The organism is Lentzea xinjiangensis (assembly GCF_900110955.1).
In the GTDB taxonomy this organism is placed as follows: Bacteria; Actinomycetota; Actinomycetes; order Mycobacteriales; family Pseudonocardiaceae; genus Lentzea; species Lentzea xinjiangensis.
In genome coordinates, this window is record NZ_FOFR01000017.1 from 133,369 (window position 1) to 152,953 (window position 19,585).

The window sequence follows — 19,585 nt, forward strand, 5'->3', positions numbered from 1 at the left end:
GCCTTGCGCAGGTTCGGTCGTGAGCAGATCGCCGGGCGCGCCCGCGACGCTCGCCACTGGGGGCAGCCGCGGGCGGGGTCACGCACGTCGCGGGCCGACATCCTGATCAACGCGGCGGCGTGCTCCGGCGCGTCCAGCCATGCCTGGTCACGCATGCGCCGAACCCTTCCGGCGTCCGGCTATTCTCGCGGCCTTCCCAGGGAAAGGGGTGGCGGGGGCGTGCTGGCGCAAGGTGAGGGTTCCTTCCACGGGCTGTTCGTCGGTCTCGCCCAATACCTGACGGACAGCACGCTGCCGCTGCGCTTCGCGCCGCACGACGCGGCGTCGTTGCGGGCCTTGTTCCTCGACAACCTTCCGGAGCACCTGCACGGTTCGTTGCGGCTGCTCACTGACGAATCCGCTGGTAGGAGAAGGATCGTCGAAGAGCTGCACCACCTCCGCGCCACCTGTTCGGACGAAGATGTGGTGGTGGTCACTTTTTCCGGCCATGGGACGAGCGCACACGAGCTGAACCTCTACGACGACGTGCTGCCGATGGCCGACCTGGTTGAGCTCGTCTCGGGCATCAAGGCGCGGCAGCTGCTGTTGGTCCTCGACTGCTGTTTCGCGGGCGGAGTGCTTGCCAAGGCGGTCGCGACGGACCGCGAGGGACCTGAGTCGGTCGAGTCCGTCGTGCGGGGACATCTGGGACGGGGCAGGTACGTGATCACCGCCTGTGGCGAGGACGAGGAGGCGATCGAGGACACCCGCGCCGGGCACGGGCTGCTCACCGGCCGGCTGCTGAGGGAGTTGCGCGCCGCGCCCGACGAGCCGAGGTCGTTGCACGACGTACTGCTGGCGGTGCGGCGCGCGGTGGTCAACCGCGCCATCGAGTGCGATGTGCTGCAAACGCCCATCGTGTTCGTGGAACCGGGCGAAGAGATGCTCTGGCCAGTGCTCCGCGCCGGTGAGCACTTCGCGGCAGCGGCCGGGGTGGAGGAGCCGCCACCTGCGACCTCGTCGCCGGACAGCCTGCTGGACCACGGCGTTCCTGCCGGCGTGCTCGATCGTTGGCGAGGCGAGATCCAGAAGCTGACGTCCGTGCAGATGCAGGCGGTGAACGACGCCGGTGTGCTGCGTGGCGGCAACGTGGTCGCGGTCTCGCCGACGTCGTCCGGCAAGACGCTGATCGGGGAAATGCTAGCCCTGAGCCTCGCGCGCGCGGGTGGCAAGACCGTGTTCCTCTTGCCCACCAGGGCACTCGTGAACGAGCAGTTCGAACGTTTCGTGGAGTTGTACGGCGAGGTCGGTCTCGGGGTGGTGCAGGCGACCGGTGAGTCGGGCGAGCGGGTGCCCGCGATCCTTGACGGCCGGTTCACGATCGCGGTGATGACGTACGAGACCTGCGTGAGCCTGGTGGTGAGTCGGCCGAGTCTGCTGGAGACGATCTCTGCGCTGGTCGTCGACGAAATCCAGACCATCGGCGACCCACACCGCGGTGCCGTGCTCGAGTTCCTGCTCACCGTGGCGCAGTCAGTGCCTGAGCAGCGCAGGCCGCAGATAGTCGGGCTGTCCGCTGTGCTTGGCGAGGACTACGGCGATCTCGACGGCTGGCTCGGGGCCAGAGGAGTGCTGAGTCGGGAGCGGCCGGTCCCGCTGGTCGAGGGCACGCTCGATCCGCACGGCCGCTACCGGTACCGCGATGCCGAAGGAAGGCAGGCGGAGGAGCAACTCGTCGACGAGTCTGACCTCGATCTGCCCAGTGTGGACGCTGTGGTGCGACGCGCGGTCCGGGAGGGCGAGCAGGTGATCATCTTCCACAACACCCGGTACCGCGCGCGCGTGCACGCCGACAAGTTGGCGGGGATGCTCGGGCTCCCACCTGCGGGCGTGGAGTTGCCTGCGGACGAGGAAATCAAAGCGCGGTCATTGCTGAACCGCTGTCTCAAGGGCGGTGTGGCTCTGCACAGCGCGGAGCTCGGCAAGGAGGAACGTCGTGCTGTCGAACGGGCTTTTCGCGCGCCTGGCAGCGGAATTCGCGTGATGGTGTCCACCACGACGCTGGCCGACGGCGTCAACCTGCCGGCGAGGACCGTGGTCGTGGCGGAGCTCTGGCACGAGGACGAGGACGGGACACGGCCGTACTCGCTGGGGAAGGTCCGCACAATGGTGGGCAGGGCGGGACGTCGCGGGCTGGCTTCGAGCGGTCGCGCGATCATCCTCGTGGGCAGTGACCGCGAGGCGGAGCAGGACGTCTGGGACCGCTACCTGCTCGCCGCACCGGAACGGTTGTGTTCGGTGCTGCTGGACGACTCCGAGCTCACCACGCTGTTGCTCCGGGTGATCGCCGTTCTGCGGGGCCCTGGCCGCAAACCTGGATGGACTGACGTCCTGGATTTCCTGGATCGGAGCTTCGCCGCGCACCGGATCCGCCTGGAGGAACCTAAGGGAGCGGTTCCACGGCGGCCGGTGCGGAAGGCGATCGACGAACTCATCGGGCTGGGGCTGGTCCACCGGCGGCCGGGCGAGCTCGAGCTCACCCCGCTGGGCGATGCAGTGAGCAGAGGCAGCCTCCGCGTCCAGTCGGTCAGCGATGTCGTGGACGTGCTGCGCACACTCGAGCCGCAGCAAGTGACCTCCGAAGTGCTGATCGCCCTGGCGCAGCTCACCGTCGAGCTCGATGCCGCCCCGAGGTTGGGCGGTGGCCGCAACCGTGCCAGGGCACAAGCGATGGTCAGCGCGCAGGTGCGGGAACTGGGTCTGCCGAAGTCCGTTGTGGACGCTGTGCTGCGCGGGCCTGGGGCGCTTGATCGCTCCCGGCGTGTGATCGCCTGTCTGAAATGGGCGCGCACCGTTCCTCTCCCGCAGATCGAGAGTTCGCTGGCACCGGCGGGGTCGGATGCGGGACCGGTGCGGCAGGTGGTGCTCAGGACTCGTGACGTCATCGAGACCATGGTCGGCATCGCCGCGCAGGTGCACCAGGAACTCGACCTGCGCGCTCTCTCGTTGCTCCCAGCACAGTTGGACTTCGGGGTCCCGCCAGGACTTGCGGCGGTGGCGCTGCACGCGGGCGGCCAGCTGACGCGTCAGCACTACCTCCGGCTGCTGTCCGGCGGGATCGGCACCTCGGCTGCAATTCTATCCTCAGATGACGACCTGCTGGCGGTGTTCGCAGGGCCGGGACTGGTGGCTGCGCTCAGAATCGCCGCGGAGCTGGCTGCGGAAACCGAGGCGGTGGGCGCCAGTTCAGTCGACGACATAGGCGCCTGCTCTCAAAGCAAGTCGGCCCTCGTGGCATATCTGAGGACATAAAGGTCCTTGAGTTGGGCTCCAGCGACTGCGGCAAGACGAGTCTTGACGCCTGGGCCACTGATCGGATGGCCGGGACCTGAAAGCGCTTCCCGAGGTCGTTGACCTGTGCTGCGCACGCGAGGCCGCCAAGGCTGCGGAGCTGAGGGCCGCTGGATGGAAGGTAGCGCGCACAACCTTGCAGCAATGTTGGACTGGCGCAGCTCTCATCGAGGGATAAGGCCAGTCTGCTCAATGCGGACCGTGCAAGAAGTTCATCGAGATTTATTAACTAGTGCAGGGGGCGCTGGCTGACCAGTGCGGACCTCAGGAACGCGCTTGCCTAAGGTGGCGCTGGCCCACTCAACGCACACATTCAGGATCCCGAACGGGACGTCGCCAAGACAGTGATTGGTCTGCTACAGCTGCCCTCGTCGACGGGGCCGAGGTGACGTGCGACGAGGCAAGTTTGCTACCACATTTACTACCGAAGCCCCGAGAGCGGAGAGCGATGGACACCGAGAGATCTTCCATGTGCCCAGGTCAGAGGCTTCGGTCGTAAGGATGATGCCGGAGCTGAACCTGGTGACCTCTTCGGTACTGGCGAATAGATCACGGGCTGGATGGGTGATAAGCCGTTGACCTGCGGGTTCGCAGTACGCAGACCTGAGGTTGGCGGGGCAGTTCTGCCTACGCACCGCAAACGGCCTGTCGATGGAATCCATCGACAGGCCGTCTGACTAGGTAAAACACGATGTGGGCGATACTGGGATCGAACCAGTGACCTCTTCGGTGTGAACGAAGCGCTCTCCCGCTGAGCTAAACGCCCGTGTTCTGTTGTGGTGCTGCCCCGCTCTCGCGGTGTGGCCATAGCTTACAACATCATCAACGAGAACCAAAAATCGGGCTCTGCAACCAGCTCCACTCGAGGCCGAACCAGCCTCCTACCAGCGCAAACACGTTGAGGAGGTAGCAGGTGACGAGCACGATGCCGCAGACACCGGCCATCACGAGGCCGCGGACCCAGGACGGCTGGCGCTTGAGCCACTCGACCCAGCGGTCGTAGTAGCGCTTCGCGAACTGCAGGACGCGGCCCGCCCACTCGAACTCCGTGGCGAGGATCGCGAGGCCCGCGAAGACCACGAGCCAGCCAGGGCCGGGGTACGGGATCATGATGACGCCCGCGACCAGCACCAGGCCGCCGATCACGCCCACGCCGATGCGGTAGGCCAGGTTCAGCGCCGGGTTGCGGTGGAACCAGTGGCGCCAGCCCTTGTGCTCGTCGGGCTTCACGTCGGGCTTGGTCATGTGCAGATCATCCTGGTGGGACTCAGGCGGGTGCAACCTGGCCTCCTGCCAGCACCTCGGAGGGTTTCGGCGGGGCTTGGCGGCCCGGTTCGAGCGACACCGCGAAGGTCGTGTGCTTGTGCGCTTGGGACGACCAGGCCAGCAGTCGCGGGTCGGTCGAGCCTGCTCGTACGTCGAACATCGCCAACGGTACCGGCGGTTCCGTGCTCGCACCCCAAACTACGTAGACGTGACCCGAGTCGTTCGGTTCGAGTTTCACCGGCATCACCGCGCCCGAGGTCGGGTTGGACAGCACCACGGCCACTTCGTCGCCGGTTTTGGTGCGCAGGACCGCCCTGTTCGTGGCCGGGTCGGCGGCCAGGGAGAGGGCTTTGTTCAGCTCGTCCGTGCGTGCCTGTGCGGCTGTGACGTCGTCTGAGAGCTGGTTCACGCGCACGCCCAGGTAGCTGCCGCCGACCAGGACGGCGAGGGCCGCCGCAGCCGCCAGCAGCGTGCGGCCGGTTCGGCGGCGGCTCTGCGGGTGGATCGGGTGGGGCGCCGCGTGGGTTGGGGGCTGTGGGGCGGGCACTTCCTGCGGGGTGTGCTCGATCTGTTCCAGCAGCCTCGCGCGCAGGTGGGGTGGTGGCTGCTCCTGGCGGACCGCGCCGCCGATGCCCGCGAGGACCTCCTGCGTCGACTCCACCGTGCGCCGGCACGCGGGGCAGGTCGGCAGGTGGTCGCGGACCAGTGCTTCCTCGTCCGGCTCCAGCGAGTGCATCGCCCAGCCGACGGCGAGCTCCTCGCGAGGGCACATCTCGCCGTTCACCGGTGGACTCCCGTCGTTTCGCCGGTCTCGCCGGCCCACAAGTTCCCCAACGTGCTTCTCAGGCGTCTGATCGCCGCGAACGTGCGCGATTTCACAGTTCCGAGCGGTACGCCCGTCAGCTTGGCCACTTCGCATTGCGTGTAGCCGCCGAGATAGGCGAGCGTGATGACTTGTCGCTGCTCCTCGGGCAATGTTCGCAAAGCCGCCCTGACCTCGGCGCTCACCACGCTCACCAACGCCTCGCGGTCCGAACCCTCGGCCGACGGTGAGACGTCTTCGGTCAGGGGAACAGTTCGACGGCGTTGGGTGTTCTCCTTACGTACGGCGTCCACCGCGCGGTGGTGAACCAGAGTCATCAGCCAGGTGCCGAAACCTCCGCGCGTGGGGTCGAACCTGGCGGGGTGCCGCCAGAGCGCGAGGAACGCCTCCTGGACCACGTCCTCGGCCAGTTCCGGGTCCACGCAGATGCGTCTGGCCAGCGAATACGCTGGTGTGCCGTACCTGTCGTACAGCTCGCCGAACGCCGGCCGATCGCCCTGTGCGAGCCTGTGCACGAGGTCGGAATCGGTCGGCCGGCCGTCGCGTGGCGCAACGGGTGGACCGGGCGAGTCAGCCACCAGAGATGTCCTCACGTCCAACATTCGCGCAACAGCCGGTACCGGGTTCAGGTTAGACCCAGCAAGATGGGACTCGCTGAACACCGGCTGGGGAGCGAGGAGGACACAGAGTGCGTGCAAACGGTCGCGTTACGCAGTCAAGATGACCCGATGGGGTGATCTGGGCCGGTATTGCGAGCGTTCCTCGCCACATGCACGTCACAACTAAGCTGCTCGGTCGTTTCATTGACCGGGAAGGGAGAAGAGGGTAACGACGATGCGCAACGATCACGTGACGCTCCGCTCGACAGCGGTCTTCGACCTGCTGGCGCCGAGGACCCCCGCGGTCCCGGTTCAGGTGGAGCTGCGATATGACACGAAGGACCCGTACGCGGTCGTCGCCGCGTTCCGCACCGGCCGCGCCGGTTGGGTCGAGTGGGTGTTCGCCCGCGACCTGCTCGCAGACGGTCTCATCGCCGACGCCGGCGACGGTGACGTCCGGATCCGCCCCGCTGCCGACGACCCCGAGGTCGTCGTCATCGAGCTGAGCTCGCCCTCCGGGCACGCCATGTTCGAGGCGTCCGCCCAGGAGCTCGCAGACTTCCTCGACCGCACCTATGACGTCGTGGTGCCGGGCAACGAGCACCTCTGGGTCAACGTCGACGAGGCGCTCACGCACCTCATCTCGAACGATCTGAGCTGAGTAACCCGAGGTAGGGGGCCCGCGAAGGCGGTGCGGGCACCCCCGGTGAAACCCGCTTGAACCCCTCGTATAAGGTTGTTCCAACATCACGAAGTCAGTGATGTACGCGGATGTAGCGCAGTTGGTAGCGCATCACCTTGCCAAGGTGAGGGTCGCGAGTTCGAGTCTCGTCATCCGCTCTGTGGGTCCTTCGTGGACTCATGCTCCTGGCGGAGTGGCCGAGTGGCTTAGGCAAGGGCCTGCAAAGCCCTGTACACGGGTTCGATTCCCGTCTCCGCCTCGGACGATTAGCTCAGCGGGAGAGCACTACCTTGACACGGTAGGGGTCACTGGTTCAATCCCAGTATCGTCCACTTCGGATCGCCAGTGGGGCCAGGTGCACAGCGCACCTGGCCCCACTGGCGTTTCCGGGCCGGCCGCTGGGATGCGTCAGGCTCAAGATCAGCCGATTTGGAAGTTCCGGGGACCGTCGGATAAAGTTCCTCTCGCACCACGGGAAACCGGGGGGCACGCGGATGTAGCGCAGTTGGTAGCGCATCACCTTGCCAAGGTGAGGGTCGCGAGTTCGAGTCTCGTCATCCGCTCGGACGATTAGCTCAGCGGGAGAGCACTACCTTGACACGGTAGGGGTCACTGGTTCAATCCCAGTATCGTCCACTCTTCGTCAGGAAGCCCTCGATCGGACACGATCGGGGGCTTCCTGCTGTACTGACTCTGGTCGGTGCGCGGTCCAGTTTTTGTCCAATTTATTGGTCGAAACAGCCGAAAATGCCCACTTTTTTGTCTTTTATCGCGCGTTGATCGCATCTACTGTTCAGTGTCGTGTCCGGCTACAAGTACGACTTCTTCATCAGCTACTGCCGATACGGCAGCGTGCAGAGATGGCTGCTGAACCATTTCCTCGACAAGCTCAGGGAATGTTTGGCCGACCAGTACGCGCCGACTCCCAAGGTGTACGTCGACCGGTCGATGGAACGGGCGTGCACTGGCCGTCGAACCTGCGGGACGCGCTGCGGCACAGCAAGATCATGATCCAGCTCCTCACGCCGCAGTACTACGAGTCGCGCTGGTGCATGGCCGAGCAGAACAGCATGCGGGCCAGGGAGCAGATGCTGGGCCTCGCCAGCCTGGAGGTCTCGCAGGGGCTGATCTACCCGATTCTCTACTCCGACTCCGAGAACTTCCCGATCGAGGAGAAAGAGCGTTCCTGGGTGGATTTCAAGGACGTGGCCCATCCGGATCCCGTTTATCAGCAGAGCCGGAAGTACCTCCGGTTTCACACACGCGTCAACAACTTGGCCGCGGACCTGGTGCGGCTCGCCAACCAGGTGCCGCCGTGGCGGTCGGACTGGCCTGACGTCGATCCACCGGAACCCCCGCTCATGCCGCCGCCGCAGATACCGAGGTTCTGACCATGGCTGGGACCGTCATCACCTTCTACTCCTACAAGGGCGGCGTCGGGCGCAGCTTCACCATGGCCAACATCGCGGTGCTGCTCGCCCGGTGGGGTTATCGGGTGCTGACGATCGACTGGGACCTGGAAGCTCCCGGTCTCCACCACTACTTCGCGCCGATCCTGCCGGAGGCACCTCGCGGGGGCGTGATCGATCTCGCGGACGACTTCCTCTCGGGCGCCAAGAGGCCCGCTCCGCACATTCTCAAGGCCGCCGTCGAAGGCAACGGCGCCCTCTCGCTGCTCGCAGCGGGGAAGATGGACCGCACCTACATGGGGCGGATGCAGTCGATCGACTGGGAAAGGCTGTACGAGCAGGGGTTCGCGAACTTCCTCGAGGTGTGCCGCGACATCTGGACCGCGGAGCACGACTTCGTCCTGATCGACAGCAGGACCGGCATCTCCGACATCGCGAGCATCTGCACCGCCCACCTGCCGGATCGTCTGGTCGTCGTCTTCACGGCCAACGACCAGAACCTCGACGAGGTCGTGGACATCACCCGGCGTGCCGATGACGCGAGAGACCGGATGCCTTACGACCGGCCTCGGCACACCGTGCTCCCCGTGCTGTCGCGCCTGGACAACCGGGTGGAGTACGAGCGCGCGGACATGTGGCAGCGCAAGTGCGCCAAGGCGGTCGCCCCGCTGTTCGAGAACTGGCTGGTCAAGAGCGTTCCGGAGAACCTCATGCTCCGGCACCTCACGGTGCCGTACGTCTCCTACTGGAGTTTCGGCGAGCAGCTGCCGGTGCTGGAAGAACCGGTCCCCTCCCCGGACCAGATCTCGTACGCGCTGGAGACCATCGCCGCGGTGATCGCGCAGGGGTTCGACCGGACCGACGTGCTGGAGGACAACCGCGACGCCTACGTCGCGGCCGCCCGCAACCACCACCGGGACTTCGACCTCGACCTCCTCGTGTCCAGTCCACGAACACTGTTGAGAGCCACCGAGGAACTCATCGTCGAACTGAACTCGCTCGGTGTGCGGGCCGAGCGTTCGGTGTCGGGCGACCCCGAGATCCTGCAGCGGACCGGCGTGCCGGCCGAGCACCTGTGCCTGCTGGTGGACGGCGAGGCCAGCCGGTGGCAGATCACCGAGGCAGAACGCTTCCTGCGGCACGCGATCGGCCCGGAAGGTGGCCAGCGGCAGCTCTTCTGCGTGCTGTCGAAGAACACGGACCGAGATCGGCTCCCGGGCTTCCTGCGCAACCTGCGGCGCCTGGAGCTCGGTTCGAGCCCGGCGCTGGTCGCGCGTCAGCTCCACACCCTCATCCAAGGCACCCCTGAGAACGAGTCGAACCACGACGCGTTGATGACGGCTGCGACCGCGTTGCGCGGTCTTCCGGAACAGATGCCCTACGCCGGCAGGTTCGCGCTCGTGCAGGAGACCGTGCGCGGCATGGCGGCGGCGCTCGACAGCGGTGACATGGAGCTGTTGCTCGACCACTCGGCCGATCTCGTGCTCATCAGCAAGACGCGCGGCAATGGCTCCCTGACCGCGATGCCACCTGAACTGCGAGCCGTGGTGGGTGCCCTGCTCGCCCGGATCGATCGACGACTCACCGCGTTCACCGATTGAGAGGCGGCGTGATGCCGGAGAAGTACGGGCCTGGCGCGAGAGCGGCACTGCTGCGGCTGATGCTGGAAAACCGGGCGATCCCCAACACCGAGCTGGTGAGCCAGTACAAGATCAGGCTCCAGCCCAAGGAACGGGAGGTGCTCAACTCCGACGGGCTCCTCCAGACGTCCAAAGAAGCCAGGCGGCTGGTGCACGAGATCACCGACAAGGGACGCGACTGGTGTCGGTCGGACCTGCGCGGAGGCGAGCCGCCGACGCGCTCGGGGCCGTTGGCTCGGGTGCATGCCGACGTTCTGCAGTTCGTCCTGAGGTTCCTCGATGAGCGAGGTCTCCTCACCGAGGCCTTCAGCGTCCGGGACCTCGAGTCGTTGATCCGGTCCGTCTACGAGGAACTGGCGGTCGAACCGCAGGACTGGATCCGGCTCGCGCGCATCCGGCCGCGGCTCAACGGCGCGGAGAAGGCCGAGGTCGACGAGACGCTGGTGAAGATGATGAAGACCGGGACCGTGCACCTGGCGCCCGAGTCCAACACCAAGGTGCTCACCGCGGAGGACCACGCCGCGGCCTTGCGGGTCGGTAGCGAGGACCTGCACCTCGTGGCCATGGAGGAGTCATGACCGCTCAGCTGCGCGAGGCGCTGGCGGCCTTGCGGTTCAACTCCGCCGAGACCCCGGACGACGTCTGGCGCACCTCGCCTTCGCACGTCGACGGTCTGCACACCAGGGCGGAGCACCGCATCAGGACCGCCATCGCGGACGCCAGGGACAGCGCCGGCTCCAACCCCATCGGGCTCGTCCTGCAGGGGCGCAAGGGCGTGGGGAAGACCCACCTGCTCGGCACGGTGCGCACCATGGTGCAGGAGACCGGCGGCTACTTCTTCCTGATCGAGATCACCTCCGCGCCGATGTTCTGGGACGACGTCGCCAACGCCATGCGCAGCGAGCTGCTCAGGACCGATGACAGCGGCGAGCTGCAGATCATCGTTCTGCTGCGGCAGCTCTGCCGCGGGGCCGACCTGCCGGAGGAGACCACCAGGGCGATCGTGAACGAGGCGTCGCTCACGCCCGAGCACCTGGGTGCTCTCGTCGACGGGCTGCGCAAGGTGGACCTGCGGATCGCGAACGAGTGCGAGGAGGTGATCCGTGCGCTGGTGCTGTACGCGTCCAAGCACTCGTCGATCGGCCGGAACTACCTCGAGGGACTGGACGACGAGGTGGGCGAGCGCCGTGAGTGGGGTCTGTCGGCCAAAACGAAGTCATCGCAACAGGTCGTGCGGGACATCTCACGCGTTCTCGCGATGACCGGTCCCTGCGTGATCGCGATCGACCAGCTGGACACCGTGGTCAACAAGACCCAGGACCTCATCGAGGACGACCTCAGTCCCGAGGAGGCGCGGGAGCTCGCGCTCATCTCGGACGGGTTGATGCAGCTGCGCGAGATCACCCGGCGGACGTTGACGATCGTCGCGTGCCTGCCCACGACGTGGACCAAGCTGCGCAAGGCCGCCAGCGACACGGTGGGCGACCGGTTCACGCTGACGCCGGTCCTAGGCGCCATCGCCGATCCCGAGGTCGCCAGGACGCTGGTGGAGAAGTGGCTCGCGGTGATCTACCGGAGCCACGGGATCACGCCTCCCCACCCGACCTGGCCGGTGGCGCCGGAAGCTTTCGGCGCCGACTGGCAGATGGAGACGCCGCGCACCTTGCTCAAGCGCGTCCACTCCCACGCGGAGGCCTGCCTGCACGGTGAGGTCCGCGAGCTGCGCTCGTTCCAGGAGCCGGAGCAGGAGGAGGTGCCCGCGCCGACGGTCTCGTTCACACCGCAGGCAGGTCCTGAACCGGACTACCTCGCCGAGCTCGACGTCAAGTTCCAGCGGTTGCGGGAGAAGGCGGCGCTCGCCGCCGCGGATGTCAGGCCGCACAACGAGGACGACGTGGTGCCGGCGTTGTTGCTGGCGGGACTGCGGTCATGGGTCACCGAGATCGGCAACGACGATCTGGCGTGGTACCCCGAGCCCCAGTCCCAGGACAACAGCCTGCACGCGAGCCTCCGGCACACCGTGGACGAAGAACGTGACGTCGAGGAGCGCTGGGTCTTCCGGCTCATCGCGAGCAGCCACGGCAACCGCGTGCTGCGCAGGTTGCGGGACGCGCGGGCGGCCGCCGAGGCCGGCCGCGGCCGGCACCTCGTCCTGATCCGCAACGGTTCCCAGGGCTGGACCGGCGCGAAGACCAGGGGCGAGGTCGCGGAGTTCGAGAAGCGCGGCGGCAAGAGCATCGACGTGTCCGATGACGACTTGCGCACGTTCATCGCGCTCAAGGAGATGTGGTCGTCGCAGACGCATCAGCTGCTCGCGTGGCTGGTGGCGCGCAAACCGGCCAGCAGCAGCACGTTCCTGAAGTCGATCCTGCCGGATCCGGCGAGGACCGGGAACAGGAGCGGACACCAGGAGACGCGCCCTCCGCCCGAGCCGAAGCCCGACGTCTCGCAGGCACAGCCGAAAAAGCAGGCACAGCAGGAAGCGCGGCCGGAAGAAGCGCAGCCGCAGGCGTCGGTGGAGAAGCCGGGGCAGGCCGCGCGGGCGGGTGAGATCGTGCTCGGGATGGACGGCGAGATCCGGATCCAGCTCGAGTCGTTGCGCAAACACGCGATCGTGTTCGCCGGGTCCGGTAGCGGCAAGACGGTGTTGTTGCGCCGGATCGTCGAAGAGTGTGCGTTGCAGGGGGTCTCGGCGATCGTGCTCGATCCCAACAACGACCTGGCGCGGCTCGGGGACGCGTGGCCCGTGCCGCCGGGGGAGTGGTTGCCGGGGGATCGGGACGCGGCTGCCGAGTACCTCGCGAACACCGAGGTCGTGGTGTGGACGCCGGGGCGGGCCAGTGGGCGGCCCTTGAGCTTTCACCCGTTGCCCGACTTCGCCGAGGTTCGGGGGGACGAGGACGAGTTCGGTGCGGCGATCGAGGCCGCGGTGGCTCGGCTGGTGCCTCATGCGCGCATTGCCAACGGGACGAAGTTCGCTGTTCGAGGGCGTGCTGTGCTCAAGGAGGCGTTGAAGCACTACGCGCGCAACGATCGGCGGGATCTCAACGGGTTCGTGGACCTGTTGGCCGAGTTGCCGGAGGGGGTCAGCAAGTTGTACTCCGCGGTGGCCACGGCGGCTGATCTCGCTGAGACGTTGCGGGCCGCGATGGTCAACGATCCGCTGCTGGGCGGGCAGGGCGAGCCCACGGATCCCGGGGTGTTGCTGACGCCGGCCGCGGGGAAGCGGGCGCGGGTTTCGGTGATCAGTTTCATCGGGTTGCCGTCCGACGAGCAGCGGCAGGGGTTCATCAGCCAGTTGCAGCTCGAGGTGTTCGCCTGGGTCAAGCGCAACCCGGCGGTGGACCGGCCGCTCGGGGGGCTGATGGTGATGGACGAGGCGCAGACGATCGCGCCTTCCGGGCAGGCCACCGCCAGTACGCAGACCACCATCCTGCTGGCCTCGCAGGCGCGCAAGTACGGGCTCGGGCTGCTGCTCGCGACGCAGGCGCCCAAGGGGGTGCACAACCAGGTCACCGGTAACGCCACCACGCAGTTCTTCGGGCGGCTGAACAGTCCTGCGCAGATCGCCGCGGCCACGGACATGGCGCGGGCCAAGGGGAGTTCGATCGCGGACATCTCGCGGCTCGAGCGCGGGCAGTTCTACGTCACCGGGGACACGTTCGGGTTCCGGCGGATGCGGGCGCCGCTGTGCCTGAGCCACCACCCGCCCAGTCCGCTGCGGCTGGAGGAGGTCGTCGACCGAGCGCGGCAGGGATGAGAAAGGGCGGTGCCTCGAGGGGCACCGCCCTTTTCGCGTGTCACGCGGTGGTGCTGAGCATGTCCTCGATCCGTTGCCACAGCGTGGAGAACTGCTCGGTGGAGCCGCCGAGGACGACGAAGTTCACGATGTCGTCGTTGACGCCGTCACGGCGCACTTCGAGTGCGTACACCGTGTCTTCCGCACGTTCGACGCGCACCGCGACCGTGGTGCCGCCCATGTGCATGGTGCCGGCGAGGCCGCGCTTCGCGAGCGCGGGTGAGGCCGCCGCGAACTGCTCGGCCAGCCGGCGCAGGGCGGCGTTCTGCTCGGCGTGGCCGCTGAACGGGGCCTGCCGGGCCGGCTGCTTGAGCGCGGTCACCAGGTCGGTCACGGGGACCCGGCCGCGGCCCGCCGTCTCGGCGGCCTCGACGCGGGCCACCAAGGTGTCGACCAGGTGCTCGTCCGCGCGTAGGAACGTCACGTGCGGCGACGACGCCGTGGTTTCGCCGGTGAGCACCGGCAGGACGTGCTCGTGGTCGCTGTCCACCTCACCCGCGGTGGACACGAACGGCACGAGGAAGCGCACTTCCGCCTGCGGCAGGTCGTTGCTCTCCAGCACGGTCAGACCGCGCTGACGGCACGCCTCGACCACCTCGTCGACCACGGCGCGCTGCTCCTCGGCGAACGACACGGCGATGTCGTAGCTCGTGGATTCGGTCACTCCAACCTCCCTGATGACTCCCCGGCCGGCGGCCGGGTGCGGGCAGGGTGCACTGCCGGTGTTGACCGGAAGTGGATCAGGAGTGGAGGTGTTGACCACCTCGGTGGGCAACGGGAAACACCTGGTTCCGCGCTTTTCGAAGACGAATGCTCGAAGGGAGCCCGCATCCGGCGGGCGAAATCCAGAAATGAAATCCGATTCCCTTCGGAGGGTTCGCCATGTCCAAAACCGTGTCCATTTTCGCTGCCGGTGTCACCACGCTGCTGACGGCCATCGCGGTCGCCGCTTCCGTTTCCGGCGGCGTCGCGGCCAACGCGGACGAGGCGCCGCCGCAGCCTCCCACCACGACCACCACCACGGAAACGCAGGACGGTGGCGGAAACCCCTGGCACGGGTGAGCTAGCCGCGAATGCGCGCCCCGGCCATTTCTCGAAACGGCCGGGGCGATTGCGGCACAACGGTGGGGATGGTGTACTCGGTGCACGCCGGAGCGGGAGGCGACCATGTCCGAAACTTTTGGTGAGTTGTTGCGCGCACACCGCGTCGCGGCGGGACTGTCGATGGGGCAGTTGGCCAAGCTGATCCACTACAGCAAGGGTTATCTGAGCAAGATCGAGAACGACCTGAAACCGCCGACGCCGACGGTGGCGCGGCTGTGCGACGGCGTGCTGGACGTCGGTGGCCGGCTCGTCGAGGCCGCCCTGCTCAACGGATCCCTGCGCAACGAACCCCCGCGCAACGAACCCCCGCGCAACGGGCCCCTGAGCAACGGTCAGGGGCTGGGGCGGCGCCGGGTGCTGGTGGCCGGGACGATGCTCGGCGTCGGGGCGCTCACCGGCGGTGGGCAGCGGCCGGTGCCGGACGAACAGGTGATCGCCGGGATGCGCACCTCGTTCGAGGAGCTGCGGGGCCTCGGGCTGCGCACCAGCCCGCGGGTGGTCCTCGAACCGCTGAAGGCCTTGCAGCAGGCGGTGCACGGGATGGCCAGGGAGGACACCGGACCGGTCGGCGTGCGGCTGCTGCGGCTCGCCGGGCGCATCGCCGAGTACACCGGCTGGATGTGCCAGGAGGCGGGTGACGAGCAGGGCGCGCTGTGGTGGACGAGGCACGCCTCCGAGCTCTCCCGCGCGGCGGGAGACCCGGACATCGCGAGCTACGCGTTCGTGCGGGAAGCCGGTCTCGCGCTCTACCGCCAGGACGCGGCCGCCACGATCAGCCTCGCGCAGCAGGCCCAGTGGATCGGCCGGGCCGGCTCACGGGTCCTCGCGCTGGCCGCGCGGCGGGAGGCGCAGGGACACGCGCTCGCGGGGGACAGGAGTGCCGCCGGACGCGCTTTCGACCTGGCGGCACAGCGGATGGAGTCCGTCCCGGCGGACAGCCCCTACCCGGCGCTCGGCCCGAGCGCTCCCGATCCGCTGGAACTGGCCAGGGGCTGGGCGTTGTCCGATCTCGGGCGCAACGCCGAGGCGGCGGCCTTGCTGGAGCGGCAGCTCGCCCTGGTGCCGGTGACGTCGCGCCGGAGCCGGGCCCGCTTCGGCACCAGGCGGTCGCTCGCCCACGCGTTGTCGGGCGAGGTCGACGAGAGCTGCCGCACGCTCGCCGAGGTCCTGGACGACGCGGCGCACGTCGACTCCGCGACGGTGCGGACCGGCCTGCGCCAGCTCGCCAGGACCCTGGGCCGGTGGCACAACCACGGTGCGGTGCGCGAGATCTACCCGGAGCTGAAGCGCCTGCTGGCTCACCGCTGAGCGCACGCGCAGGTCAGCGCCGCCCGTTCGGCCCGCACCTCCTCCGCCTCCGGCTGGCCGAGCTCGCGGAACACCGCCTCGGCGGTGTCCCAGTGCGCCACGGCGTCGGCGTGCATGCCCAGCGCGTGCATCGTGCGGGCGACGCCGATCTCGCCATGCGACCTGTGGGTGCGGTTGCCCGTGCCGGTCGCCATGTCGAGCAACGTCCGGTAGAGCTTCAGCGCCGCGTGCAGGTCACCGCGGTCGAACTCGGTGGCCGCCCGGTCGCGGTAGAGCCTCGCCTGCAGGTCCGCGTCGGCCAGCCCGGCGGCCGCCTTCGTCGCGAGGTCGTGGTGGTGCAGCGCTTCGGGAAGCCGTCCCGCGAGCCGGTGGGCGTCGGCGATGTTGGTCAACGCGTAGGCCGCCACGCACAGGTCGCCGAGCTCCAGCGCGATCTCGTGCGCCTCGAAGTGGTCGGGGATGGCCTCGTCGAGCATCCCGAGGTGCTGGCGAATCGCGCCGAGGTTGTTCACCGCGTGGGCGAGCCCCTGCAGGTGCCCGGCCTGGCGCAGGAGGACCACCGCCCTCTCCTGCTGCCGCATCGCCACCTCGTACCGGCGGTGCTGTTCGTTGAGGTAGCCGAGCATGCTGAGCGCGTGCCCCTGCCCGCGCAGGTCGGCGCACTGCTCGTACTTCGCCAGCGCGGCCTCGTAATGCCGCACCGCCTTGTCGTGGTCGCCGAGCTGCATGGCGGACACCGCGAGCGCGCACAGCGCCGCGGCCTCGCCGGGCACGTCGCCGAGCCGGGCGAAGCACCGCGACGCCTGCTCGGCGAAGCCGAGTGCCTCGGCGTGCCGGCCGCACCGGTCGTGCGCGGTGGAAAGGCGGACCAGCAGGTGCGCCCGGCCGTGGTCGCCGTCCGGCCGGACGGTGCTGACGACGTCGATCCAGTCCTCGAAGCGGTTCGTGGTGTTGAAGTGCCGCCAGATCAACGCGGCCAGGTGCCACGCGTGATCCGGACCCGCTAGCCGGATGGCGGCCATCAGGTTGTCGCGCTCGGCGGCGATCCACCCCACCGCCTCGTCCTCGCGCGTGAACCGCAGGCCGAGCGGGCTCTCCCGGTCCACCGGCGGCTGGACGGTGCGGTCGAACGGGTAGGCGGCGCTCCCCGCGTTCGCCAGGGTCACGAGGTAGAAGTCGAACAACCGCGCCAACGCCTCCTCGTCCGGAGGTCCGGCGGCGGCGAACTCCTTGACCGAGTCGAGCATCTGGTAGCGGTCCGGCGCGACTTCCTCGAGCAGGCAGACCTCGTGCAGGTCGTAGAGCAGCTTGCGGGTGTCGGCGACGTCGCGGCCGATGAGGGCCGCCGCGCCGACGAGGTCGACGTCGGGGCCCGGCAGGTGCCCGAACAGGCGGAAGACGTGCTGCTGGTCGTCGTCGAGCTGCCGGTAGGAGGCGTGGACCGCGGCGCCACCGTCCTGCCACGACCCGGTGTCGTCGAGCTGGCCGAGCAGGTGGTCCAGCGACCACCTGTCGTGCTTGCGCAGCAACGCCGCCGCGACGGTGATCGACACCGGCAGGTAGCCGCAGCGCTTCACCAGCCCCGCCACGTCCGCAGCCCTGCCCCGCACGCGGAACGGGCCGGTGAGCTTCTCGAACAGCGCCGACGCCTCCCGCGGCGGCAGCGGTGCCAGCCGCACGTGCTCGCCGATGTCCGGCTCGCCCATCTTCCTGCTCGTGACCAGGGCGAAGCAGTCGCGGGTCTCCGGCAGCAGCGGCCGGACCTGCTCGGGAGAAGCCGCGTTGTCCAGCACCACCAGCGTTTTCGTGCCGTAGAGCTGGGTCTGGTAGAGCGTTGCCTTGCGGCCCACCGTGTCGGGGATCTGCTCGGCGGGCACGCCCAGCTCCAGGAGCAGCTGGGTCAGCGCCTCCGAGACCGGCATCGGTGCGACGTTCGGCGTGAACCCGTTGAGGCGCACCAGGAGCTGCCCGTCCGGGAACCGGTGGCGCAGGCGGTGCGCCGCCTCCACGGCGAGGCCCGACTTGCCGACGCCGGGCGCGCCGCTGATCCACACCGCCCGCCGTTCGTCCGAGCCGGCGGCGGCGGCCTCGATCTCGGCCAGCTCGGCCGACCGGCCGGTGAACTTGCCGGGGCGGGAGGGCAGCGAGCTGACCGGTTCACCGCGCCGGGCGCGTTCCGCGAGGTTGCGCAGCACGGTTCCCGGTTCGATGCCGAACTCGGCGAGGGCGTCCGAGGCGGAGTCGAAGACCCGGATCGCGCCCGCCCGGTCGCCGCCGGCGATCAACGCGCGCATCAGGAGCTCGGCGTACTTCTGGTTGTCCGGCGAGGTGCGGACCGCGCGGCGCATCCGGTCCCGCGCCGACCGGTGGTCGCCCGTGACCAGTTCGAGGTCGGCCAGGTCACCGAGCGCGTCGTGGTAGCTCTCGTCGGGCACGATCACCTCGGCGCCACCGACCCGGTCGATGTCGATGTCCTCCAGGAACCGGCCGCGCCACAACGCCACCGCCTCGCGCAGCAGGTCGATGGCCCGGCGCTGGTCGTTGTCCTGCGAGGCCCGCGCGGCGGCCGAGCGCAGCCGGTCGAAGCGGACGGTGTCGACGTCCTCTTCCCGCACGCGCAGCACGTACCCGGTCGCGGTCGTCTCGATCGACGTGCCGGTGCCCTCGAACGCCTTGCGCAGCTTGTTGATGTAACCGCGGACCAGCGTCCTGCGCTCGGGGTTGTCGGGCCACACGACCTCGGTGAGCCGTTCGGGTGACACGGGCTTGTTCGCGTGCAACAGGAGCACGACGAGGATGAAGCGTTGTTGCTGGTCTCCCAACGGAACGGAGGTGTGGTCGTGCCACGCCTCCAGCGGACCCAGCATTCGAAATTCCACACTGCCTCCTCGGTGTCCGAGCGTGCGTCTGGGTGGAATGTCGCGCAACGGCCCGTTGACGTGTCAGCGAATCCGCTTTTTGTCCACGTTTGATCAACGCGATCCGGTAACGGTTCTTCGTAGCACTCTTTGTGGTGAGGGGAAGACGGATGGTTTCGGACGTGTTGCCGTGCTACCTGGTCTGCGACGTGTCGTTCTCGATGACCGACCACATCGACGAGGTGAACGCCGGAATGCGCGAGTTCCGCGGGGTGGTGCACTCGGATCGGCGGGCCGGCGCGGAGATTCGGCTCTGCGTGGTCGTCTTCGCGGAAAGACCGCTGGTCGTGCGGCCCCTGCTGCCCGCGCTCGACCCCGCGGAACCGGTCCGGCCGCGGCAGGAGCAGGGTTCCGACTTCGGCGCCGCTTTCACGCTCGTCCGGACCACCGTCGAGCGCGATGTGGGAGACCTGAAGGCGCAGGGGGTCCGGGTCCGCCGGCCGGTGCTGTTCTTCGTCTCCGACGGCAGGGCGACGGATCCGACCTGGCCCGCGGCCCTGGCGCGGCTCACCGCCACGGCGTCGTGCCCGGTGATGATCGCGTTCGGGCTCGGTGCCGTCGACCGGCGGGCGCTGGACCGGATCGGCACGTCGCGGGTCTTCCTCGGCCGCGACGGGGTGCGGCTCGGCATCGCGCTGGCTTCCTCGGTGGCGCGGACGGCTCAACGGCCGGAGCACATCTGACGGATCCACGGCGTGTCCACTTCT

Annotated in this window: 14 protein-coding genes and 6 tRNA genes; 14 read left to right on the forward strand and 6 right to left on the reverse strand. The window is 68.3% G+C overall.

Annotated features, from left to right (window positions below; all coding sequences use genetic code 11):
* Positions 1-3 precede the first annotated feature (3 nt).
* Positions 4-3,291, forward strand: coding sequence for a DEAD/DEAH box helicase (locus BMW88_RS30055; RefSeq protein WP_143116322.1), 3,288 nt, complete (start codon positions 4-6; stop codon positions 3,289-3,291).
* Between the two features lie 733 nt (positions 3,292-4,024).
* Here BMW88_RS30055 and BMW88_RS30060 read toward each other — a convergent pair.
* The 4 genes from BMW88_RS30060 to BMW88_RS30075 all read right to left on the reverse strand — a co-directional run bounded on the left by BMW88_RS30060 (position 4,025) and on the right by BMW88_RS30075 (position 5,997).
* Positions 4,025-4,096: transfer RNA gene (locus BMW88_RS30060), tRNA-Val, on the reverse strand.
* Positions 4,097-4,152: 56 nt separating this feature from the next.
* Positions 4,153-4,575 (reverse strand): TIGR02611 family protein, encoded by a 423-nt coding sequence (locus tag BMW88_RS30065; RefSeq protein ID WP_089957039.1) that lies wholly within the window; start codon positions 4,573-4,575, stop codon positions 4,153-4,155.
* 22 nt (positions 4,576-4,597) lie between these two features.
* A complete protein-coding gene (locus BMW88_RS30070; protein WP_089957041.1) occupies positions 4,598-5,380 on the reverse strand; it encodes an anti-sigma factor in 783 nt (260 codons plus the stop codon).
* Positions 5,377-5,997, reverse strand: a complete 621-nt coding sequence (locus BMW88_RS30075) for an RNA polymerase sigma factor (protein ID WP_245778160.1) — start codon at positions 5,995-5,997, stop codon at positions 5,377-5,379. Before BMW88_RS30075 ends, BMW88_RS30070 begins: the two co-directional genes overlap by 4 nt.
* 256 nt (positions 5,998-6,253) lie before the next feature.
* On the opposite strand from BMW88_RS30075, the gene BMW88_RS30080 reads away from it, so the two are divergent.
* The 10 genes from BMW88_RS30080 (at position 6,254) to BMW88_RS30125 (ending at position 13,509) form a co-directional block, all read left to right on the forward strand.
* The gene (locus BMW88_RS30080) at positions 6,254-6,679 is read left to right on the forward strand and encodes an SsgA family sporulation/cell division regulator (RefSeq protein ID WP_030466274.1); all 426 of its coding nucleotides are present in this window, start codon (positions 6,254-6,256) and stop codon (positions 6,677-6,679) included.
* Between the two features lie 106 nt (positions 6,680-6,785).
* Positions 6,786-6,858 (forward strand) — tRNA-Gly (locus BMW88_RS30085).
* Positions 6,859-6,887: 29 nt separating this feature from the next.
* Positions 6,888-6,959, forward strand: a tRNA-Cys gene (locus BMW88_RS30090).
* Between the two features lies 1 nt (position 6,960).
* Positions 6,961-7,032, forward strand: a tRNA-Val gene (locus tag BMW88_RS30095).
* Between the two features lie 158 nt (positions 7,033-7,190).
* Positions 7,191-7,263 (forward strand) — tRNA-Gly (locus tag BMW88_RS30100).
* Position 7,264: 1 nt separating this feature from the next.
* Positions 7,265-7,336: transfer RNA gene (locus tag BMW88_RS30105), tRNA-Val, on the forward strand.
* A 323-nt stretch (positions 7,337-7,659) separates the two neighbouring features.
* A complete protein-coding gene (locus tag BMW88_RS30110; RefSeq protein WP_245778161.1) occupies positions 7,660-8,091 on the forward strand; it encodes a TIR domain-containing protein in 432 nt (143 codons plus the stop codon).
* Positions 8,092-8,093: 2 nt separating this feature from the next.
* On the forward strand, positions 8,094-9,710 hold the full coding sequence (locus BMW88_RS30115; RefSeq protein WP_089957047.1) for a tyrosine-protein kinase family protein: 1,617 nt from the start codon (positions 8,094-8,096) through the stop codon (positions 9,708-9,710).
* 11 nt (positions 9,711-9,721) lie between these two features.
* Positions 9,722-10,327 (forward strand): hypothetical protein, encoded by a 606-nt coding sequence (locus tag BMW88_RS30120; RefSeq protein WP_089957189.1) that lies wholly within the window; start codon positions 9,722-9,724, stop codon positions 10,325-10,327.
* Complete coding sequence (locus BMW88_RS30125; protein WP_089957051.1) at positions 10,324-13,509, forward strand: ATP-binding protein; 3,186 nt, start codon at positions 10,324-10,326, stop codon at positions 13,507-13,509. Before BMW88_RS30120 ends, BMW88_RS30125 begins: the two co-directional genes overlap by 4 nt.
* A gap of 40 nt (positions 13,510-13,549) precedes the next feature.
* Here the strand turns inward: BMW88_RS30125 and BMW88_RS30130 are convergent, their stop codons facing one another.
* Complete coding sequence (locus tag BMW88_RS30130; RefSeq protein WP_089957054.1) at positions 13,550-14,212, reverse strand: hypothetical protein; 663 nt, start codon at positions 14,210-14,212, stop codon at positions 13,550-13,552.
* A gap of 218 nt (positions 14,213-14,430) precedes the next feature.
* On the opposite strand from BMW88_RS30130, the gene BMW88_RS30135 reads away from it, so the two are divergent.
* Positions 14,431-14,610, forward strand: coding sequence for a hypothetical protein (locus BMW88_RS30135; protein WP_089957057.1), 180 nt, complete (start codon positions 14,431-14,433; stop codon positions 14,608-14,610).
* Between the two features lie 105 nt (positions 14,611-14,715).
* Positions 14,716-15,960, forward strand: coding sequence for a helix-turn-helix domain-containing protein (locus tag BMW88_RS30140; RefSeq protein WP_089957059.1), 1,245 nt, complete (start codon positions 14,716-14,718; stop codon positions 15,958-15,960).
* On the opposite strand, the gene BMW88_RS30145 is transcribed toward BMW88_RS30140, so the two are convergent.
* Entirely contained in the window at positions 15,951-18,827 is a 2,877-nt protein-coding gene (locus BMW88_RS30145) for an AfsR/SARP family transcriptional regulator (RefSeq protein ID WP_089957062.1), read from the reverse strand. The genes BMW88_RS30140 and BMW88_RS30145 overlap by 10 nt on opposite strands.
* A 161-nt stretch (positions 18,828-18,988) precedes the next feature.
* Here BMW88_RS30145 and BMW88_RS30150 point away from each other — a divergent pair, with 161 nt between their 5' ends.
* Positions 18,989-19,561 (forward strand): vWA domain-containing protein, encoded by a 573-nt coding sequence (locus BMW88_RS30150; protein WP_089957065.1) that lies wholly within the window; start codon positions 18,989-18,991, stop codon positions 19,559-19,561.
* Positions 19,562-19,585 lie beyond the last annotated feature (24 nt).